Source organism: Parvibaculum sp., assembly GCF_039973015.1.
GTDB lineage: Bacteria > Pseudomonadota > Alphaproteobacteria > Parvibaculales > Parvibaculaceae > Parvibaculum.
Map to the genome: position 1 here is coordinate 133352 of NZ_JBDWLT010000005.1, position 21155 is coordinate 154506.

The following is a 21155-nucleotide window of genomic DNA, read 5'->3' on the forward strand; positions in this document are numbered from 1 at the left end:
TGACCGGCCAAACAGGACAGGTAGGCAGGCATGACTAAATATGGAACCAAAGCCGGCGCGAAGTCGAACGCGACCCTCTCGGTGGACGGCAACAGCTACGAATTGCCAGTCTATAGCGGCTCTCTCGGCCCTAGTGTGGTCGACATCTCCGCGCTCTATGGCAAGAGCGGCGTGTTTACCTACGATCCAGGCTTCACCTCGACAGCCAGCTGTGAATCCGACATCACCTATATTGACGGTGAAGAAGGAACACTTCTCTATCGTGGCTATCCGATCGACCAACTCGCCGAGAACGGCAACTTCATCGAGAGCTGCTATCTTCTGCTGAATGGCGAATTGCCGACTTCCGAACAGTATCGCGAGTTCGAACGCGCTATCACCATGCACACGATGGTGCATGAACAGATGCAATTCTTCCTGCGTGGCTTCCGCCGCGATGCTCATCCCATGGCCATCATGTGCGGCATGGTCGGAGCGCTGTCAGCCTTCTATCATGACTCCACGGACATCAACGATCCGCTTCAGCGCATGATCGCAAGCCGTCGCCTGATTGCAAAAATTCCGACGATTGCGGCAATGGCCTACAAATACTCAGTCGGGCAGCCCGTCGTCTATCCGAAGAACAGCCTCGATTATGCCGAGAACTTCCTGCATATGTGCTTCTCGGTTCCAGCCGAAGAATACAAGGTCGATCCGATCCTTGCCCGCGCGATGGACCGGATTTTCATCCTTCACGCCGACCACGAGCAAAACGCTTCGACCTCCACAGTCCGCCTCGCCGGTTCATCTGGTGCAAATCCGTTCGCCTGTATCGCGGCCGGTATCGCCTGTCTCTGGGGTCCGGCGCATGGCGGTGCGAACGAAGCGGCTCTCAACATGCTGCAGGAAATAGGTACGGTCGACCGTATCCCGGAATTCATCAAGCGCGCCAAGGACAAGAACGATCCTTTCCGCCTGATGGGCTTTGGTCACCGCGTCTACAAGAACTACGATCCGCGTGCACGCGTGATGCAGCAGACCTGTCACGAGGTACTGAAAGTCCTGGGTATCAAGGACGATCCGCTGCTCGACGTAGCGCTTGAGCTTGAGAAAATTGCGCTCAACGATGAGTATTTTGTCGAGAAGAAGCTCTATCCGAATATCGACTTCTATTCGGGCATCACGCTAAAGGCGATGGGCTTCCCCACGACCATGTTCACGGTTCTCTTTGCTCTTGCCCGCACCGTTGGCTGGGTCGCCCAGTGGAACGAAATGATCGAAGATCCGGGTCAGCGTATCGGCCGACCGCGCCAGCTCTATACAGGCGCCGCGCGACGGGACTATGTCGATATCGGCAAGCGCAAATAATTTCACGCTATCCAATGTCAAGGGCGTCCCAATCGGGCGCCCTTTTCATTTCCATTCAAAGAAGTTCGAGTACCGCTTTCGCTGCTCTTCGGCTCGGCGGCTCACCTCCGATGCCCATGCGGACACGCATTTCGTCGAAATCCGCCAACGCACGGGTGCGCTCCGGCGTATCCGTCATGAGCGGCCTCAGCCCCTCAAGTAATTCTTTCGGGGTACACCGATTATGCAAATACTCTCGCACCGACGGGCGGTCCAGAATGAGGTTTACAAGAACCACCGAAGGAATCTTCAGCACGTTGAGGGCGAACCAACCGACCAGCGCCTCTGCGCGATAAGCAACCACCATTGGCACCCGTGCAAGACCAAGTTCCAGGGCGACAGTGCCAGACGCGGCAAGTGCCGCTGTTGCGGCATCGAAGGCAGCCCGTTTTTGTTGTTCGTCGCTCACGAGCAACACATCAGTGGGCCATGAATGAACGGCCTTTTCGACAACCTCGCGCAAGTGAGGAACGGTTGGCAGGACAATGCGCAGGTCGGGCATCTCCTTAGCCAACGTCTTCACCACGTCTCCGAAAATCTGAAGAAGATGCTTCACCTCGTTTACGCGGCTACCCGGAAGAACAAGCAGAAGAGGCTGATCAGCCCCAATTCCATGTTCCTCCCGAAACTGTTTTCCAGATCCAGATTCGGGAACGCGGTGTATTGCGGGATGTCCAACGTAGACGCAGTCCACACCAACCGAACGCAAGAACGCCGGTTCAAATGGCAACAAGGCCAGTACGCGGCGAATATATTTCTTCATCGCTCTGGCACGCCCCTGCCGCCAGGCCCAGACACTCGGCAACACATAGTCCACGATCGGAATATTGGGCGCGCGCCGCGCAATCCGCTTCGCAACCATGTGAGTGAATTCCGGGCTGTCGATGACGACTACTATATCCGGCTCGGCAGCGACCGCATGGTGAACAGTCTCCCTGATTCGGCGAAAAATGAGCGGCAGGCGCGGAATAATTTCGCGTGGCCCCATCACGGCGATGTCCGTCATGGGGAATATCGAGGTCAGTCCTTGCCTTTCCATTGCCTCACCGCCCACACCTGAAAACACCAGGGGCCAGGTGGAAATTTCCTTCATCGCCGCCATCAGTTCGCCGCCAAGCGTATCGCCCGATGTCTCGCCGGCGACGAGCATGACATGACGGCTTTGTTGTGCTGCGTCGTTCAAGTGTTTGTCTGCTCAAAGCGTTTGCGCGAAAGGCCTGTCACGAAAAGCCCCTTCGCATTAGCGGCGCGCGCCACCGATTCGATATCGGCAATCAAGGTGCCACCCGCCTCCACGGCAATACCGGCAAGCCCGGCGACAGCCGCTCGCTCCACGGTTTCAACACCTATGGTAGGCATATCTACGCGGCGCTCCTGTCCCGGCTTTGACAGCTTGACCAAAACACCCTGGCGCTTTGTTTCGCTGCCGCGAATGTTGTTCGGCAGACCGGCAACACGCGCCAGCATGGCATCCGTGCCCTCGACGGCTTCGAGCGCCAGCACAATCCCCCGACAGGCGATCGCTCCTTGTCCTATATCGAGAGCGCCGATTGCCAGTGCAGCGCGTGCAGCGATATCAATATCATTTTCATCCTGCGGTGAAGGTGAAACCGATGTGAGTATACCTTCGGGGGCGAGTAAGCTTGCCGCAATCTCATGTGCACCGACGAGTCTGAAGCCATGGTCCTTTTCAAGGAACTGCGAGAGTCCGCGCAGGAGCCCATCATCGCCTTCCTTCATCCAGCCCGCCAGTCTTGGCAGGATCTTCATGGCCGTCATATCAAGTCCGAGCTTGCTCAGGTCCGGGCGTTTGATGCCACCTATCAGAACAATGTCTTCGCAACCCTCACGTTTTAGCAGACGAAGAAACTCGCCTAACGCACCTATGCGTACCCAAGCATGAGGGAAGGCTTCGATATCCGCGCTGGCCGCGCCTTCAATTCCCACGATAAAGACTTCGCGGCCTTCATCTGTTGCCGCCTTCGCAATCGCGACGGGCAACGGGCCGCTGCCTGCGGCTATGCCAAGTTTACGGAAATTTGCGGCTTTGCCCATCAACCTGAGGTCAAGCCGCACGATCGGGCCGCGGCATGCAGATCGCCCGGTCTGCTTCTGCACGAATGAAGTCGACGATTTCCATGACTTCCGACTTGTCAGCGAATTTTTCTGCGGCCAATGCAACACGTTCGCGCAACGTACCTTCACTCGAGAACATAAGGTTGTAAGCCTCACGCATAGACAGCATCTGTTCGCGCGAAAAGCCCCGGCGCTTCAATCCCACCAGATTCAGCCCCATAAGATACGCACGGTTGCCGACAACCAATCCATAAGGGATGACATCATTCTCAACGGCGCTCATGCCGCCGACGAATGCGTGTTTGCCAACACGGCCAAACTGATGCAATGCAGCGCCCCCGCCAAAGATCACATAATCATCGATCTTGCAGTGTCCCGCCAACATGACATTGTTGGAAAATACGACATGGTCGCCAATGATCGAGTCATGACCGACATGTGACGCCGCAAGGAACGCGCAATGATTGCCCACACGCGTCACCATACCGCCACCTTCGGTGCCGGGATTCATTGTCACGTGCTCGCGGACGAGATTATCCGTGCCAATCTCCAGCGTGCTCGGCTCACCCTTGTACTTCAGGTCTTGAGGCTGATGCCCAATTGAAGCGAACGGGTAAATTTGTGTTCGCGCACCAATGCTGGTCCGCCCCTCCACAACGACATGTGAATGCAGAACCACATCTTCATGAATGACGACATGGGGTCCCACGACGCAAAAGGGACCGACTTTTACGCCGGGAGCCAATTGCGCCTTTGGATCGACAATCGCTGTCGGATGAACCCCTGTCATTTTTCGGAAGCGCCTGCGATCATTGCGCCGAGATCGCATTCCGCGACAACCTTTCCATCGACCCGCCCCTCGCCGTGATATTTCCAGACAGTGCCCCTGCTCTGAAGCTTGGTGACGTGCACATGAAGCACATCGCCCGGAACTACCGGCTTACGGAATCGCGCGCGGTCTACCGTCATGAAGTAGACGAGCTGATTGCTTCCCGACGTACCCAGATGATTGATAACAAGCGCTCCGGCTGTCTGCGCCATTGCCTCTACAATGAGGACGCCAGGCATGACCGGATGGCCCGGAAAATGGCCTTGGAAAAAAGGTTCGTTGTTGGTCACATTCTTGATGCCGGTTGCGGACTCATCGCCCTTCATGTCGATGATCCGATCTATCATCAGCATGGGATAACGATGGGGAAGGAGCTCCAGAACCCTGCCAATATCGGCCGTGCCGAGTGCTTCCGATACCTCAGCCTCGCTCATTCCATCTTCCTTCCAAGACTGCTTGACCCACCATTCATTCGTCAGGGCTCCCCGTCTGCTTTTTTCGGCGCCCCAGTTTGCGCACTTCAACCACCTCGCGACGCCATTCCGCGACGGGCCTGGCCGGAACACCACCATACTGCTGTCCAGCAGGAACATCATGCAGCACCGCGCCTCTTGCGGCGATCTGTGCACCGGAATTAATCGTCAGGTGACCAGCCACCCCTACCTGAGCCGCCAACACGACGAAATCACCAAGTTTAGCGCTCCCCGAAATGCCGGTCAGAGAAACCACAATGCACCCCCGGCCAATCTCGACGTTGTGGCCGATCTGAACCAGATTATCAATCTTGGTGCCCTCCCCGATCACCGTATCGGGCCCCGCCCCGCGATCAATGGTTGAGTTTGCGCCAATCTCGACATCGTCCTGGATGATGACACGCCCGAGTTGCGGCACCTTTTCATGTCGCGGCAAGCCCATCGCAAAACCGAACCCATCCTGTCCGACCCGAACACCGGGATGGAGTATTACACGGTCACCGACATGCGCATGGCTTATCGTCGTGTTGGGGCCGATAAAGCAGTTCTTGCCAATCGTGCACCCTTTCGAGACGGAGGCATTCGCACCAATAACCGTCGCTTGGCCGACCTCAACCCCCGCACCAATCACCGCGCCTGGCTCGACCGTAACTCCGTCCCCGAGCCTGGCTGTCGGATGCACCGTGGCGCCGGGATGTACACTCCCTTTTTCGCCGTAAGTATCGCTGCCGGTCGCTTCTTCTGGATAGAAAAGCTGCGCGGCAACCGCATAGGCGCGGTAGGGCTGCTCAGATAGCAAAAGAGCCACCCCCGGAGGCGCCCTCTCGGCAAACCGCGGGTGGACAATACACGCGCCCGCCTGCGTTGTTTCAAAGGCGTTCGCATATTTCGGATTATCCAGAAAGCTGAGATCGCGAGGTCCGGCTGCGTCGAGCGGAGCGACCCCGTCGAGGGTACGTTCTCCGTCCACGCCCTCGGCAAGGATAGCTCCTATACGCCGAGCAATCTCACCGAGCGACATGGCTTCTCTTGCCACAAAAAAGCGTTCGTCCGTCATGACCGTTGTATCTCGGTGGCGGTATGCACACTCGCCTTCCGGGGCGATTACTGGGCGGCCTTCTGCTCCGCTTGCAATTCAGCAGGTGTCACCGGCTTGACCTCAATAGTGGTCATTCGCTCATTCAACCGCTTAAGAACTTCCGCCGAGATATCGAGATCCGCACCGCCCGCAAGCACTACAGACTGGTCGAAAAGGATGGTGCCACCCTTTTCCTTGAGCACTTCGGCAAAAATCGGCCGCAGAGCGGCTTCTACTTTCGCATTCGCCCGCTGCAGGCCAAACTGAAGCGCTTGGCTCTTCTGCTGCATCGACTGCTGGAATTCAGCCTCACGCTTCTGCAGATCCTGCACCTTTCTCTTCAGGTCGTCTTGAGAAAGCAAGGCGCGCTCTTCGGTGAGTTTCTTCGCATCGGCCTGAAGGGCATCATCCGTCTTCTTGCCTTCGGCACGAAGCTTCTTGGCCTGTTCCTCAAACTGAACACGAATGTTCTGTCCAACTTTCGACTGAGCAAAGACAGCTTCCGTGTCGACTATGAGCACAACCGCAGGACCAACGGCCATGGCGGGCGCTGCCATCAGCGGCAGATAAGCACCTAACGTAAGCCCCAACACTACGGCAACGTGCCTGACAATCAACATAAACTTCATTTCCGAACGTCCCTCTGATCTTTTGTTTGAACCGCCATCCCCCGAACGGCGACTAGAACGATGTACCCGCGCTAAACCGGAAAGCCTCTTGTTCGTCATAAGGCTCATCCAGCAGAACCTGGGCAAAGTCGAGCCGGATCGGCCCGAAAGGCGATTGCCAGTAGAGGCTCAACCCAACGGATGCTCGCGGTGCAAAGCCGTCGACGACACCTGTGTATATGGTGTCGTCGTAGTCCGACAAACCGATATAGCCACCGTCGGCAAAGACCGAAGTCTTGATGCCGAGAGCTTCCGGCAATCCATTCGGGAATGAAAGTTCGGCCGTACCAAAGACATAGGCCAAAGCACCAACGGCATCCTCGTTGACGGATGAAAGGTCGCGTGGGCCGACGCCACCTCTCGCGAAACCACGGATTGTGTTGCCGCCCTTGAAAAAGTGGTCGTTCAGCGGGACGTCATCTCCAATTCCATGAACATACCCACCATCGAAACGCCAACTGGTCAGAAAATCATCTGACAGAGGATAGTAGTAGTGAGCAAGCAACTCGTTCGAGATGTAGCTTACCGTGCCACCCAAACCAGCAAAATTCTGCGTGACCAGTACGTCCCAGCCGCCCGTCGGATCGACTGGATCATTCCGATTGTCATAGTAATAATCGTAACCAATGATTGAACGATATTCTTGGCCTTCGGCGGCTTTGACCACGTTTGAGGCGAACGGGTGGACGTCAAAAATCTCATCAAACCTGAACTGATAACGAGTCAGCAGCCGACTTTTCTCGGAGAGCGGGAAGCCAAAACGCAAACCGAAACCCTGCGACCGGGAGTTGAAAGAAGACTCGTCCTGATAATCCGTTTCACTGCCAAAGAGATCGATACCGCCCACAAGATCACGATCCAGGAAGTATGGATCGGTATAGTGAAATTCGATCAACTGCCGCCGCTTCGAAATCGAAAGTGCGGTACTGAGCTGCAAGCCGCGTCCGAGGAAATTGCGTTCAGACAGCTGAATACCGGCCACGGCATTGTCGAGCGTCGAGAAGCCGGCGCTGAGCGAGAGAGAGCCGGTTGACTGCTCCTGAACATCGACCCCAATGACTGTCTTGTCGGGTGCCGAGCCGGGGCTCTGCGTGACGTCAACCTTGGTGAAATACTGGAGCGCGCGAATGTTCTTCTCGGATTTGTCGAGCAACACCTTGTTGAATGCGTCGCCTTCTGACATCCGCATCTGCCGGCGAATAACCTTATCCAGCGTCCGCGAATTGCCGGTAATGTTGATCCGCTCGACATATACCCGCGGCCCTTCCGTAATCTGGAAGGTGAGATCGATCACGCGCTCATCCTTGCGGCGCTTGATACGCGGACGCACTTCAGCAAACGCGTAGCCTTGCGTGCCTGCAGCGTAGGTCAGTTCATCGATCGTCTCGTCGATCAACCCCGCATTGTAAGTGTCGCCTTTTTCGGGCAACAGCAACGCTTCAAGTTCTTCCTGATTGAGCTTGTCGAGCTCGGTGACAACCCTGATATCTCCGAACTGGTAGATATCCCCTTCATCAACCGTAAAGGTGATGTGAAACGCTGAGTCATCGCGACTGAGATCGGCAACAGCAGATACAACGCGGAAGTCCGCGTAACCCCGCTGCAGATAATAGCGGCGCAGAAGTTCACGGTCATAAGTCAGCCGATCGGGATCGTAACTGTCGGAAGAGGAAAGGAATTTCCACCACGCGGACTCTCCCGTGGAAATGACCTCGCGCAGTGCGCTGTCGCTGAATTCCTTATTCCCGATAAAATTGATCGACGCGATCTTCGTCTTTGGTCCTTCGCTAATCTCGTAAACAAGATCCACGCGATTCTGCGGCAGCTGAATCACTTTCGGTTCGATCGTCGCGGAAAAGCGGCCACCCCGGCGATAAAGCTCGACCATTCTGCTGACGTCGGACTGAACCTTCGCACGCGTATAGATTACCCGAGGCTGCAGTTGCACCTCGTTCTGCAAATCCTCCTCCTTGATCGCGCTGTTTCCTTCGAAAGCCACACGATTAATGATCGGATTTTCAACCACCGAAACGACAAGCTTCGTCCCTTCGAGGCGCATAGTTATGTCGGCAAAAAGACCTGTGCCGAAAAGCTGTTTCAGCGACTGGTCGGCGAGTTCGGGGCTATAGAAACTCCCTGGCTTGATCAGCGTATAAGAGCGGACCGTTCCGGCTTCGATGCGCTGATTGCCCTTCACGGCAACTTCCGTCACGACAAGCTGATCCTGTGCCACAGCTTGCGATGCATAACCAGCCCCCGCGAAGGATGCCACGACAAGAGCCCAAGCGAGAGTGAGCGCCCGTGAGAAATCACAGACACGCGCCACAACGGTCATCCAAGCGGCTTGCTGCCCCATTCCGTCCCCTAATCTCTCACGTCGCGCGACGCCATTATTCAAACGCGCGAACTATTCCATGCCGATGCGAAACTCTCCGCAGCCGACGATTAACTGAACAAACCACTCAGGAACGAAAAGACCTGAAGGTGAACCAAGTCGTTCCAGGTGGCGAAAACCATCAACATCATGACCAGCGCCAGACCAATTCTGAAACCGTACTCCTGCGCCTGCTCGCCCATGGGCTTTCCGCGGACGGCCTCCACCGCATAATACAGCAAATGGCCTCCATCAAGCATCGGCACAGGGAAGAGGTTCAAAAGGCCGATACTGACTGAAAGCATCGCGACCATACCGACAAGGGCAGTGAAACCGATGGTCGCCACCTGACCGGAGACCTGCGCAATACGGAGCGGGCCGCCAAGCTGGTCGGCGTCTTCAGTGCCAGTGAAAATGCCGCCGATGTAACTCAGGGTGCGTTCGGTGACAAACCAGGTTTCCTTGGTTCCCAGCCACACCGCAGCTACCGGATTGCTGCGCACGATTTCGACATTCTCGCTGTCGATCTTCCGTACAATGCCGAGCATCGGGATGCGGTGAACATTGCCAAAGCGGTCGGTTATCTCTTGCACCTGAGGTGTCGCACGAAGCGTAACACGCTGGTCACCGCGCACCACTTCAAAGGCAAGCTCTTCTCCGCCGCTCGTAGAAACGACGCGCTGCATTTCTTCGAAGCTCGATATCGGGGACCCGTCAATTGCGGCAATACGGTCGCCCGATACGAAACCCGCTTCGGCCGCTGCGCTTCCCGGATTGACCTCATCGGCCACGGGAGTCGCGATGGTCCGGCCAACGAAAGTGAAAATTCCAGCAAAGATGACGATTGCAAGGATGAAGTTCGCCACCGGCCCTGCCGCCACAACGGCAGCCCGCTGCGGCAGTGGTTTAAAGTGAAAAAGACCGGTCCGCTCATCTTGGGGGATGTCAGCGAGGCGCTGCCTGTCCGGGACGCTGGCTGCGTTCTCGTCGCCCGCGAATTTCACGTACCCGCCAAGAGGTATCCAACTCAGTTTCCAGCGCGTGCCGTGCTTGTCGTTCCAGCCGAAAATTTCCCGTCCGAAGCCGATCGAGAAGACATCGACCTTCACACCGCACCATCGCGCCACCGTGAAGTGACCGAGCTCGTGAAAGAAGACCACGACCGTCAACACAAACAGAAAGGGAATGAGGTAACCCCAGAGCGATTCTCCGAAGCCACCGATACCCGTAAGCAAATCCATCGCGTTCAAGCTGTTATCCCACACATAAAGAGGCATCGCCGCTGCCTAGGCTTCGATACCCTTCCCCCATTGCCAAAGCGCTCCGGCGGGACCCCGGCTGCCCGAGCGCAGACGGGCCACAGCCTACGTCACCGAGAGCGATTTTGCACCCATTCCTCTGCGCGAATCCGCGCAATTCGGTCGATTTCATAGACCTCCTCGAGGTCTGCCGGGAGGTGGTTAGCCCCTTCCGCGTTTTCCAGCACCGCTTGCGAAGCCGCCGCGACGTCCAGAAAACCTATCTTTCCGGCAAGAAAGGCGGCAACAGCCACTTCGTTGGCAGCATTCAGCACCGTCGGTGCGGCGGCTCCCGCACAAAGAGCTTCACGAGCGAGGCCGAGAGCCGGAAATCTTTCTATATCAGGACTTTGGAAGGTTAACTGCGCAATTTGCGCGAGGTCCAGGCGTTCGGCTGGCGTCTTCATTCTTTCCGGCCATGCCAACGCATAAGAAATCGGGGTACGCATGTCGGGAGAGCCAAGCTGAGCGAGAACCGAGCCGTCTACATAGGCGACCATGCTGTGGATGATCGATTCCGGATGAATAATGACGTCTAGCCGCGGTTCGCCAACAGGAAACAGATAATGAGCCTCTATGAGTTCGAGACCCTTGTTCATCAATGTAGCGGAATCGACGGATATTTTTGCTCCCATCTCCCAACGGGGATGAGCCACCGCCTGTGCTGGTGTCGCGCTCGCCATTTCCTCCAGGGTCCATGTGCGGAACGGCCCACCGGAAGCGGTCAGAATGATCTTGTCGACGGCGCCCAGACGGTTCTGTTCCAGAACCTGAAAAATGGCATTGTGCTCGGAGTCTACTGGAAGCAGTGTCGCCCCGGCCTTTTCGACCTCAGCAAGAAATAGCGGACCGGCAGAGACGAGACACTCCTTGTTGGCAAGCGCCACGCATGCGCCGCGTCGCACCGCGGCCAAGGTTGGCGCCAAGCCGGCGGCGCCAACGATACCGGCCATTACCCAGTCCGCCGGACGCCGGGCTGCATCGATCACGGCCTCCGCGCCTGCTGCCACTTCTATACCACTGCCCGCCAGCCCAGCCTTCAAAGCCGCATAGTGGTTCTCGTCGGCGATAACGGCTACACGGGGCCTGAGCCGCATTGCCTGTTCGATCAGGCTCTGGACATTACGATGGGCGGTCAGGGCAACAAGATCGAAGCGATGACGGTCGCGCGCAATGAGGTCTAGCGTCGAACAGCCAATCGACCCGGTGGAGCCGAGTACCGTCACCGTTCTCACGCCATCCGAAGGAACGGCAATGCCGGTCTCGTCTTTCCGCACTTCCAGGGTCAGGGCCAAATCAGCACTCCAGCCGCTGGATGAGCAGCGTTGTGGACCAGGCTGAGCAGCGCAGCCCCAAGCACCACCGCGATTAACCCGTCGACGCGATCCAATATACCGCCATGCCCCGGGATCAGCGCCCCGGAATCCTTCACACCAGCCCTCCGCTTCATGGCCGATTCAGCGAAATCCCCCGCCTGTTCGATGATTGTCAGCCCCAAAGCCACAATTGCGAGAAGTATAGGCGTCCCTGTACCCAGCCAGAGTGAAAACCCCACAGACACAATGACTGCGCCGACCATACCGCCGATGAGCCCCGCCCATGTCTTTTTCGGCGATATACGAGGCGCCAGCTTTGGTCCTCCGATGAAACGGCCAGCGAAATAGGCAAAGATGTCCACGGCCCAAACCATAGTCAGCAGCCATAAAATGGCAGCGAGGCCATAAGCCTCATCACCGCGTAGCCAGATCAATGCAACGAGGGGTAAAATCACGTAAGGATAGGCAATGAACGCGGGCCACAAAGGCTCCGCCTTCCAGCTTCGGGCTGCCAGCGAAAAAGCCATGCCTGCCGCGGCCAATGCGACTGCAGCGGCAGGTAACCCCATGGTAGCAAGAACGATGGCGAGAAGAGCCATTGCCGCGAGCGGGGCAGCGGCAAGGGGACTGTCCGTGCCGAATAGCAGTCGCGCCGATTCCACTGACATCAGGACCGCTGCGATAGCCAGCAACAGCGCAAAAACCCAGCCACCAAACCAAACGGCGGCAAGGGCTACCGGCGCGAGCACAAGCGCGGAGACAACACGTGCACCAAGATCCCCCGCCCTCGGCCCAGAGCTTGCACTCGTATCGGCATCTCGCAACTCCGCCATATCTCCTCACTCTCCGGCTTCGGATCGGCCGCCGAAGCGGCGTTCGCGCCGATCATATTCGGCGACCGCTTCGCGCAGGCGCTCCGGCGTGAAATCGGGCCAGAGCGCTTCGGAAAAGACCAGTTCGGAATAGGCGCTTTGCCAGATCAGGAAATTGGACAATCGCTTTTCACCGCTCGTCCTGATGATGAGATCCGGGTCGGGTACACCGGCAGTGTCCAAAAAGCGGGCTATGGTCTGGGGGCTGATTTCGTCGGGATCTATCCGCCCCTCCTTCACCTCATTTGCGATCTTTCGAACGGCCGAGGTGATCTCATTATGCCCGCCATAGTTGAATGCGATGACAAGCTGAAGTTTCGTGTTGTTCCGGGTGAGCGTTTCAGCTTCTTCGATGAGCGCTATGATATCGGCCTCAAGATGCGCCCGATCCCCGATAATGCGAATACGCACCCCGTTTTGATGGAGCTCCGCCAGATCTCGCCGGATATAGAGGCGGAGCAACCCCATGAGGTCGTTGACCTCTTCGGCAGGCCGCTTCCAGTTTTCCGAACTGAAGCCATAGAGCGTCAAATACTCGATACCGAGCTCGCCCGCCGCCCGAACGATGACCCGCACCGCTTCGACGCCCTGACGATGGCCTGCTGCTCGCGGCAGATGCCGCCTTGCCGCCCAGCGTCCGTTGCCGTCCATGATAATGGCGACATGCCGTGGGGGGTGTCCCGGCACAGCATCGCTCATTGTCTGGCCGGAAGAGAGGGTCATCGTCTTTCGTAACTTTCCTGAAATGCAGTGAGCCGGAGTAGCGATCCGCCAGCTTACACCTGCATGATTTCCGCTTCCTTATGGGCTAGCGCTGCATCGATCTCACCGATGACCTTGTCAGTCAACTTTTGCACCTTCTCGGCCCATGCCTTGTGATCGTCTTGACTCATGTGTGAGTCTTTTTCGAGGCGCTTCAGTTCATCCATGGCGTCGCGGCGAACGTTGCGCACAGCGATCCTGGCCTGTTCAGTATATTTCGACGCAATCTTTGTCAGCTCCGTGCGGCGCTCCTGATTGAGCTCCGGGATCGGCAAGCGCAGCAGCGTACCATCAACATTCGGGTTGAGACCGAGGCCAGAGTTCCGAATGGCTTTCTCAACGGCGGAAACCATGCCCTTATCCCAGACTTGGACCGTCAGCATGCGCGGTTCGGGTACACCGACGGTGCCGACCTGGTTGAGCGGCATGGTCTGACCATAGGCTTCCACGACGATAGGATCGAGCAGGCTTGCCGAAGCACGCCCCGTGCGCAGGCCTCCGAATTCCTGTTTCAGCGATTGCAGCGCCCCACGCATCCGGCGTTCGGTATCGTCGATGTCGAAACTGTCGTCTGCCATTTCCTGTCCTTCTTTTCCTTATCGCCTCAGGCGACGTCCGATATGACCGTGCAGCGTCCGGCGCCGGTCAGAACATCGGCGAAGCCACCGGGTTCGTCGATCGAATAAACGATGATCGGAATGCCATTCTCGCGAGCGAGCGCGATAGCCGATGCATCCATCACCTTAAGGTCGCGTGACAACACATCCATGTAAGTGAGCTTTTCATAACGCTCGGCATCCGCGACCTTATGCGGATCAGCGGAATAGACGCCGTCCACCTGCGTTCCCTTGAGCAGGGCATCGCAGCTCATTTCAACGGCGCGAAGCGCTGCGGCGGTGTCCGTCGTGAAGAAGGGGTTGCCTGTGCCCGCCGCGAAAATCACCACGCGCCCCTTTTCCATATGGCGGACCGCGCGGCGGCGAATATAAGGCTCGCAAACCGTCATCATCGGGATCGCTGACTGTACGCGGGTCGGCACCCCGATCGCCTCAAGCGCTGTCTGCATGGCAAGCGCATTCATCACGGTTGCCAGCATGCCCATATAGTCGGCGCTGGCCCGCTCCATCCCCTTTGCCGCACCGGAGAGACCACGAAAGATATTCCCGCCGCCTATCACCAGGCAAACCTGCGCGCCGGCATCCATGGCCTGCTTTATGTCACGCGCAATGCGGTCGACGGTATCGATGTCGATCCCGTACTGGCCGGACCCCATCAGAGCTTCACCCGAGACCTTCAAAAGAACGCGGGCATAGAGCGGTTTTTTCGGCATGGCATTCGTTCCGTGGCAACAGCCAGTCATGGTAATCGAGCCGGGGCGAATCCCGGCATGTAATAGAGACAATAACGCCCCCGACACCATCTGGCGAAGGGGGCGTCAATTCAACAGAGGAGACCGCGTTAACCGCGCGCAGCCGCCACTTCAGCTGCGAAGTCGGACTCTTCTTTCTCGATGCCTTCGCCCAGCGCGAAGCGGACGAAGCCGACCACGGTGACCGGGGCGCCAATATCGGGTTCCGCAGCCTTCACGGCCTTCTCGACGGTATTGTCGGGGTCAACCACGAAAGCCTGCGACAGGAGGACGACCTCCTCATAAAACTTGCGGATACGGCCTTCGACCATCTTCTCGATGATGTTGTCCGGGCGCCCGGATTCCTTCGCCTCGGCGATGAGGACATTGCGCTCGCGATCGACCACGGACTGGTCCATCTCCTCCTTGCGGGTGGCAAGGGGGTTGGTCGCGGCAATATGCATGGCGATCTGACGGCCCAGCTCGGCAAGCTTCGTCTTGTCGCCGCTCGACTCGAGGCCGACAAGCACGCCGATCTTGCCGAGGCCCGGCACGACCTGGTTGTGCACATAGGCGGAAACGACGCCTTCTGAAACCGAGATATAGCCAGCACGGCGGACGTTCATGTTCTCGCCGATGGTGCCGACCATTTCCGTCACATGGTCCTGCACGGACTTCGAGGTGCCCGGAAACTCGGCAGCCACGAGCTTGTCGAAATCGCCGTCATTCGCCAGGGCGATGGCCGCGATGTCGCTCACCATCTTCTGGAACTGTTCATTGCGGGCGACGAAGTCGGTTTCGGAGTTCACTTCCACCACCGCGCCGGCAGTGCCGTTCGCAATCACGCCGATAAGGCCTTCAGCCGCTACGCGACCCGCCTTCTTGGCGGCTTTGGCGAGACCCTTGGTGCGCAGCCAGTCGATCGCCGCTTCCATGTCGCCGCCGGATTCATTGAGCGCGGACTTGCAGTCCATCATGCCTGCGCCGGTCTTGTCGCGCAGTTCCTTCACCATGCTCGCGGTGATGTCAGCCATTGTGTCCTCGATTGTCTGTCGCCCCGGCACGCGATGCCAGGGACTTGAAGGCCTGTAAGGGCCCGGCCGGAGCCGGGCCCAATCCGAAAAGGCGTATTACTGGGCTTCCGCCGCCGCCGGAACTTCTTCCGCGACGGGCTCGGCTGCAGCGCCGACATCGACGCCGGAGCCGATCTGGCTCTGCGAAATGCCATCGATCACAGCGCGAGAAACCAAGTCGCAATAAAGGCTTATGGCGCGGGCCGCATCGTCGTTACCCGGAATCGGATAGGCGATGCCATCCGGGTTCGAGTTGGAGTCGAGAATGGCGACGACGGGAATGCCGAGCTTGCGGGCTTCCTGGATCGCGATCTCTTCCTTGTTGGTGTCGATCACGAAGATGAGATCGGGAAGGCCACCCATGTCCTTGATACCGCCGATGGCGCGCTCAAGCTTGTCGCGCTCGCGGGTCAGGTTCAGAATTTCCTTCTTGGTCAAGCCCTTAGCTTCACCGGCGAGCATTTCATCGAGCTGACGGAGGCGACGGATCGAGTTCGAAATCGTCTTCCAGTTGGTCAGCATGCCACCGAGCCAGCGGTGGTTGATGTAGTACTGCGCGCACTGGCGGGCGGCTGCCGCGACGGGCTCGGAAGCCTGGCGCTTGGTGCCAACGAAAAGCACACGGCCACCACCGGCGACGGCGTCGCGGACGGTGACGAGAGCTTGATGCAGAAGCGGAACAGTCTGCGCCAAGTCTATGATATGAATATTGTTTCGGTCGCCAAAGAGGAACGATTCCATCTTCGGATTCCAGCGGTGAGTCTGGTGACCGAAGTGGACGCCTGCTTCCAGCAGCTGACGCATAGAGAATTCGGGAAGTGCCATCGCACTTTGCTCCTTTTTCCGGTTGAACCTCCGCGGGGAGTGAACGACAGATGTCGCACCGGACCGACTAACCCTATGTTTTTCCTACAGAAAGGAAGATGGGAGAGCCGAACCCCGCGTGTGGAATGGCGTCTCTATAGGCTCAAAACCGCAATAACGCAAGCAAAACAGGCTGTTAGATGCCGAACCGGGGACAAACCGGGCCGACTGTCATCATAACGTCATCAAACCGTCAAATATCGCGAACCTCGACCACGCCGGGAACCGATTTGATGGCGCCGCGGATCTGCGGCGTGACCTTGTAGCGGTCCTTGAGAAGGAGCTCGACCTCCCTGCCCCCGTCGCACATGAGGACAAGCGAGACGAGTCCCTTGCCCTTCTCCGAGAGACGAGATTTCACCGCTTCGAGACTGTTCGTCTCCTCCAGGAAGACCTTGAGGCCCGCGCCGGTATTCTTGACCACATCGTCGACGCTGCGGACAGACTGGGCACGGAGCTTCACCTCGTCGCCGGTACGCTCGATCTCGACGCCAAGAACCACGGCATTGCCCGGCTCCATGAGCTGACGGGCGCTGTTCAGTATCTCGGAAAAGACCACGAGTTCGAACTGGCCCGTCGGATCGGAAAGGCCGAGGAAGGCGAAGGGATTGCCCTTCTTCGATTTGCGCTCCTGACGCGCGGTGACGGTGCCCGCGATCAGCTCCGCCTTGTTGCCGCGCGCGAGCAGCTCGGCATAGGTGACGACGCCCGCGCGCTGGAGGTCCGTACGGTAGTCATCCAGCGGATGACCCGAAAGATAGAAGCCGACGGCGTTGAACTCTTCCGTCAGACGCTGCATCGGATACCAGGCATCGACATTGGGAAGCGCGGGCTGCGCGGCCACGACGCCGCTGTCACCGCCGAAGAGGCTGTCCTGCTGGCTCTCGCGCTCCTGCGCGGCGGCATTGGCGGTACCGAGCAGAAGATCGGCGGAGGCAAGCACCTGCGCCCGGTTCGGGTTCAGCGCATCGAAGGCCCCTGCCCGCGCCAGATTTTCAAAGGTGCGCTTGTTGACAAGGCGCGGACTGATACGGCTCGCAAAGTCAAAAAGGTCGCGGAACGGGCCATTTGCACGGCGTTCCTCAACCAGATGCTCCATCGCCTGACGGCCGACATTCTTGATGGCGGAGAGCGCATAGAGGATCTCGCCATTGTCGACGCCGAAAAGCGCCTCGGAGCGATTGACGCAAGGCGGCGACACCTTGATGCCGAGGCGCTCGGCTTCCTGCTTGAAGATGCCGAGCTTGTCGGTATTGCCGAGGTCGAGGCTCATGGAGGCGGCCAGGAACTCGACCGGGTGGTTGGCCTTCAGCCATGCCGTCTGATAGGCGACGAGCGCATAGGCGGCGGCGTGCGACTTGTTGAAACCATAGCCCGCGAACTTGTCGACCAGCTCGAAGATGTTGGCGGCATGGGTCTTGTCGATACCCTTGGCAACCGCGCCGGTGACGAAACGCTCTTTCTGCGCTTCCATTTCGGCCTTGATCTTCTTGCCCATCGCACGGCGCAGAAGGTCGGCTTCGCCGAGCGAATATCCCGAGAGGATCTGCGCGATCTGCATCACCTGCTCCTGATAGATGATGACGCCGTGCGTCTCCTTCAGGACGGGTTCGAGCAGCGGGTGCAGATAATCGGGCGCCTCCTGCCCGTGCTTGCGGCGGACATAGGAAGGGATGTTGTCCATCGGGCCCGGACGGTAGAGGGCGACGAGAGCGATAATGTCCTCGAAGCGGTCCGCCTCCAGCTTGCGCAGCACATCGCGCATGCCCGAACTTTCAAGCTGGAAGACGCCGACGGTTTCACCGCGCCCCAGCATCTCGAAGGTCTTCTCGTCCTGAAGCGGCAGATGCAGCAGGTCGATCTTTACATCGCGCCGGGCGATGAGCTTGACCGCGCGGTCGAGAACCGTGAGCGTCTTCAGGCCCAGAAAGTCGAACTTCACGAGCCCCGCAGGCTCGACCCATTTCATGTTGAACTGGGTGACGGGCATGTCGGAGCGCGGATCGCGATAGAGCGGCACCAGCTCGTCCAGCGGACGGTCGCCGATGACGACGCCCGCGGCATGGGTCGAGGCATGGCGGTAGAGCCCTTCAAGGCGGCCGCCGATTTCGAGAAGTTTCGCTACCGTCTCGTCGTTGCGCTGCTCTTCCTGCAGGCGCGGCTCGCCGTCGATGGCCTGACGCAGGGTGACGGGACTGGCCGGATTGTTCGGCACCATCTTGCAGAGACGGTCGACCTGTCCGTAAGGCATCTGGAGCACGCGGCCGACATCGCGCAGCACGGCGCGCGCCTGCAACTTGCCGAAGGTGATGATCTGCGCGACCTGCTCATAGCCATAGCGGTTCTGCACATAGCGGATCACCTCATCGCGGCGGTCCTGACAGAAGTCGATATCGAAGTCAGGCATCGACACGCGCTCGGGGTTCAGGAAGCGCTCGAACAGAAGGCCGAAGCGGAGCGGATCGAGGTCGGTGATGGTGAGCGACCACGCAACGACCGAGCCCGCACCCGAGCCACGGCCCGGCCCCACCGGAATATCCTGCGCCTTCGCCCATTTGATGAAGTCCGCAACGATGAGGAAGTAGCCCGGGAAGTCCATCTTGATGATGACGTCGAGCTCGAAGTCGAGGCGCTGACGGTATTCTTCCTCCGGGGCCACGCCCTCTTGTTCGGCGAGGCGCGCGGTCAGACCTTCATGGGCCTGACGGCGAAGCTCGTCCGCCTCGGAGGTGCCGGCGGCGAATTTCGGCAGGATGGGCTTGCGGGTGCGCGGACGATAGGCACAACGGCGCGCAATCTCGATCGTGTTCTCCGTCGCTTCCGGCAAGTCGGAAAAAAGCGCGAGCATTTCGGCCTGGGACTTGAAGCGGTGCTGCGGCGTGAGGCGGCGGCGGTCTCCCTGCACGACATAGGCGCCATCCGCGATGCAGATAAGCGCGTCATGCGCCTCATATTCGTCTTCCTTCGTAAAGAAGGGCTCGTTCGTCGCGACAAGCGGCAGGCCATGCTTGTAGGCGAACTCGATGAGGGGGCCCTCGGCGGCGCGCTCATCTTCCATGTCGTGACGCTGAAGCTCGACATAGAGGCGGTCGCCGAAGATGTCCCTGAGCTTCAGAAGGAGCGCTTCCGCCGCATCCTTCTGGCCCTGCACAAGGAGGCGATTGACGATGCCGTCCGGCCCGCCGGTGAGGCAGATGAGGCCCGCGCCATATTCCGCCACGCGCTCCAGCGGCACCTGAGCCGGTTCGCCCGCCTCCGGCTCCAGAAAAGCCTTGCTGGAAAGCTTCATCAGGTTTTCGTAACCCTGCTCGTCCTTCACCAGAAAGACGAGCGACCCCGAGGGCTCACGGCGCGCAGGGCCGCGCGAGGGCTCCTCCGGGGCATCGAGGCGGACGGGGATGGTGCAGCCGGTGATGGGCTGAACGCCCGCCCCTGCCATGACTTCCGAAAATTCGAGCGCCCCGAAGAGGTTTGCCTTGTCGGTCAGGGCAAGCGCCGGCATGCCCTCCGCCTTGCAGAGCTTGGGCAGATCCTTGATGCGGATCGCGCCCTCAAGCAGCGAGTAGGCGGAGTGGAGACGGAGATGAATGAACTGGGGCATCGAGTCGGCCATGACCCATTGTCGGGCGGCAGGGACGCGGAGTCATCCGCAGAGGCCGCCCCGCGGCCCTTCCGGGCCATCAAACTTGTGGAGAACTTTCAATCGCCCCCTAGCGCCGTCAGCCGACAAGGGCCTCGGCGATAGTGACCCAGGTGGCCGCGACATAGATGAAGGCACCGACGGAGAGAAGCGCCGCCACGTCCTGCAACCAGCCATCGCCCGAATTGCTTACCGTTTTCATCAGCCCGCGCATTTGCCTCTCCTTTGTTCACTAAATGTTCCGATAGCTAATGTTTCTCTTTTGTTCTCTTTTGTCAAGCGGGCTGGGGATAAGTTTTTGGTCTGCTGCCGGAGCGCGTCGCTCCTGGATCCCCGGGGTCAAACCCGGGGGTGACGTATCTGGGGTGCTTTCAGTAGCGGGAGAAGGCTTCGCTGCCTGCCGGGCCGAAGAGGACGACTTCGTAGGAGTCCCTTTCATCGCCCATTTCCATGCCGGGCGAGCCGACCGGCATTCCCGGCACGGCGAGGCCTGTGGCTTCCGGCCTCTCCTTCAGGAGACGCGCGACATCCGAGGCGGGCACATGGCCCTCCACGACATAGCCGCCGATGAGGGCCGTGTGGCAGGAAGCAAGCTCCGCCGAGACGCCGTGGCGGGCTTTGAGAGGGGTGAGGTCTTCCATCTCCGTGACGCGGACGGCGAAGCCTGCCTCGCGCATATGATCGACCCAGGCGGTGCAGCAGCCGCACCAGGGGGTCTTGTAGACCTCAAGGATCTCGGACGCGGCATATGCCGGGAGGCCCGTGACAACCAGCGCGGCGGCGGCAAAGGACGAGAGGACAAAAGAGCGGCGGGTGATGCGGGTCATGAAAGCCTCCTGTTTGAGCGGGAGGATAGACCTTCCAGTAGGGGGAGGCTCAAGGCCTGCCCCTCCTCCCCTGAAAATCCAGAGGGTTGTCCAGATGGAGAGCGGGCGCGACGCCACCTGCCGCACCGTCCATGGACCCCCTGAGTTCACAAACGAAGTGCAACACCAGCTTGGGCTTAAGGTGTTGCGATGGGGCACAAATACAAGCAGTTCACTCTGGAAGACCGGTGCGAGATTGCCCGCCTACGTGGCGAAGGGCGCTCGATCCGGC

At 58.9% G+C, this 21155-nt stretch carries 19 protein-coding genes; 1 reads left to right on the forward strand and 18 read right to left on the reverse strand.

Annotated features, from left to right (window positions below; translation table 11 throughout):
* Window positions 1-30 precede the first annotated feature (30 nt).
* Window positions 31-1347: a citrate synthase gene (gene gltA / locus ABJO61_RS04120; protein WP_348325747.1), complete on the forward strand. Its 1317-nt coding sequence runs from the start codon at window positions 31-33 to the stop codon at window positions 1345-1347.
* A 55-nt stretch (window positions 1348-1402) separates the two neighbouring features.
* Here the strand turns inward: gltA and lpxB are convergent, their stop codons facing one another.
* The 18 genes from lpxB to ABJO61_RS04210 all read right to left on the reverse strand — a co-directional run bounded on the left by lpxB (window position 1403) and on the right by ABJO61_RS04210 (window position 20884).
* Window positions 1403-2569 carry a lipid-A-disaccharide synthase gene (lpxB, locus tag ABJO61_RS04125; protein WP_348325749.1) on the reverse strand — a complete coding sequence of 389 codons (1167 nt, stop codon included), beginning with the start codon at window positions 2567-2569 and terminating at the stop codon, window positions 1403-1405.
* Window positions 2566-3504 (reverse strand): UDP-2,3-diacylglucosamine diphosphatase LpxI, encoded by a 939-nt coding sequence (gene lpxI / locus ABJO61_RS04130; protein ID WP_348325751.1) that lies wholly within the window; start codon window positions 3502-3504, stop codon window positions 2566-2568. Before lpxI ends, lpxB begins: the two co-directional genes overlap by 4 nt.
* Window positions 3452-4252 (reverse strand): acyl-ACP--UDP-N-acetylglucosamine O-acyltransferase, encoded by an 801-nt coding sequence (gene lpxA, locus ABJO61_RS04135; protein WP_348325753.1) that lies wholly within the window; start codon window positions 4250-4252, stop codon window positions 3452-3454. The genes lpxI and lpxA overlap by 53 nt, the downstream gene beginning before the upstream one ends.
* On the reverse strand, window positions 4249-4725 hold the full coding sequence (fabZ, locus tag ABJO61_RS04140) for a 3-hydroxyacyl-ACP dehydratase FabZ (protein WP_348325755.1): 477 nt from the start codon (window positions 4723-4725) through the stop codon (window positions 4249-4251). Before fabZ ends, lpxA begins: the two co-directional genes overlap by 4 nt.
* 34 nt (window positions 4726-4759) lie before the next feature.
* A complete protein-coding gene (gene lpxD / locus ABJO61_RS04145; RefSeq protein ID WP_348325757.1) occupies window positions 4760-5821 on the reverse strand; it encodes a UDP-3-O-(3-hydroxymyristoyl)glucosamine N-acyltransferase in 1062 nt (353 codons plus the stop codon).
* A gap of 47 nt (window positions 5822-5868) precedes the next feature.
* Window positions 5869-6471, reverse strand: coding sequence for an OmpH family outer membrane protein (locus ABJO61_RS04150; protein ID WP_348325759.1), 603 nt, complete (start codon window positions 6469-6471; stop codon window positions 5869-5871).
* A 52-nt stretch (window positions 6472-6523) separates the two neighbouring features.
* Window positions 6524-8866: an outer membrane protein assembly factor BamA gene (bamA, locus tag ABJO61_RS04155; protein ID WP_348325761.1), complete on the reverse strand. Its 2343-nt coding sequence runs from the start codon at window positions 8864-8866 to the stop codon at window positions 6524-6526.
* A gap of 89 nt (window positions 8867-8955) precedes the next feature.
* The gene (rseP, locus tag ABJO61_RS04160; protein WP_348325786.1) at window positions 8956-10125 is read right to left on the reverse strand and encodes an RIP metalloprotease RseP; all 1170 of its coding nucleotides are present in this window, start codon (window positions 10123-10125) and stop codon (window positions 8956-8958) included.
* Between the two features lie 128 nt (window positions 10126-10253).
* Entirely contained in the window at window positions 10254-11477 is a 1224-nt protein-coding gene (locus ABJO61_RS04165; RefSeq protein ID WP_348325763.1) for a 1-deoxy-D-xylulose-5-phosphate reductoisomerase, read from the reverse strand.
* Window positions 11468-12331 (reverse strand): phosphatidate cytidylyltransferase, encoded by an 864-nt coding sequence (locus ABJO61_RS04170; protein WP_348325765.1) that lies wholly within the window; start codon window positions 12329-12331, stop codon window positions 11468-11470. Before ABJO61_RS04170 ends, ABJO61_RS04165 begins: the two co-directional genes overlap by 10 nt.
* A 6-nt stretch (window positions 12332-12337) precedes the next feature.
* Window positions 12338-13093, reverse strand: a complete 756-nt coding sequence (locus ABJO61_RS04175) for an isoprenyl transferase (protein WP_348325766.1) — start codon at window positions 13091-13093, stop codon at window positions 12338-12340.
* Window positions 13094-13146: 53 nt separating this feature from the next.
* Window positions 13147-13710 (reverse strand): ribosome recycling factor, encoded by a 564-nt coding sequence (gene frr, locus ABJO61_RS04180; protein WP_348325768.1) that lies wholly within the window; start codon window positions 13708-13710, stop codon window positions 13147-13149.
* A gap of 26 nt (window positions 13711-13736) precedes the next feature.
* On the reverse strand, window positions 13737-14462 hold the full coding sequence (gene pyrH / locus ABJO61_RS04185; RefSeq protein ID WP_348325770.1) for a UMP kinase: 726 nt from the start codon (window positions 14460-14462) through the stop codon (window positions 13737-13739).
* A 128-nt stretch (window positions 14463-14590) separates the two neighbouring features.
* Window positions 14591-15514, reverse strand: a complete 924-nt coding sequence (gene tsf / locus ABJO61_RS04190; protein ID WP_348325772.1) for a translation elongation factor Ts — start codon at window positions 15512-15514, stop codon at window positions 14591-14593.
* Between the two features lie 96 nt (window positions 15515-15610).
* A complete protein-coding gene (gene rpsB, locus ABJO61_RS04195; protein ID WP_348325776.1) occupies window positions 15611-16378 on the reverse strand; it encodes a 30S ribosomal protein S2 in 768 nt (255 codons plus the stop codon).
* Between the two features lie 232 nt (window positions 16379-16610).
* Window positions 16611-20030: a DNA polymerase III subunit alpha gene (gene dnaE / locus ABJO61_RS04200; protein WP_348325778.1), complete on the reverse strand. Its 3420-nt coding sequence runs from the start codon at window positions 20028-20030 to the stop codon at window positions 16611-16613.
* A 106-nt stretch (window positions 20031-20136) separates the two neighbouring features.
* Complete coding sequence (locus tag ABJO61_RS04205) at window positions 20137-20271, reverse strand: hypothetical protein (RefSeq protein WP_293331077.1); 135 nt, start codon at window positions 20269-20271, stop codon at window positions 20137-20139.
* Window positions 20272-20428: 157 nt separating this feature from the next.
* Window positions 20429-20884 carry a DUF411 domain-containing protein gene (locus ABJO61_RS04210; RefSeq protein WP_348325780.1) on the reverse strand — a complete coding sequence of 152 codons (456 nt, stop codon included), beginning with the start codon at window positions 20882-20884 and terminating at the stop codon, window positions 20429-20431.
* Window positions 20885-21155 lie beyond the last annotated feature (271 nt).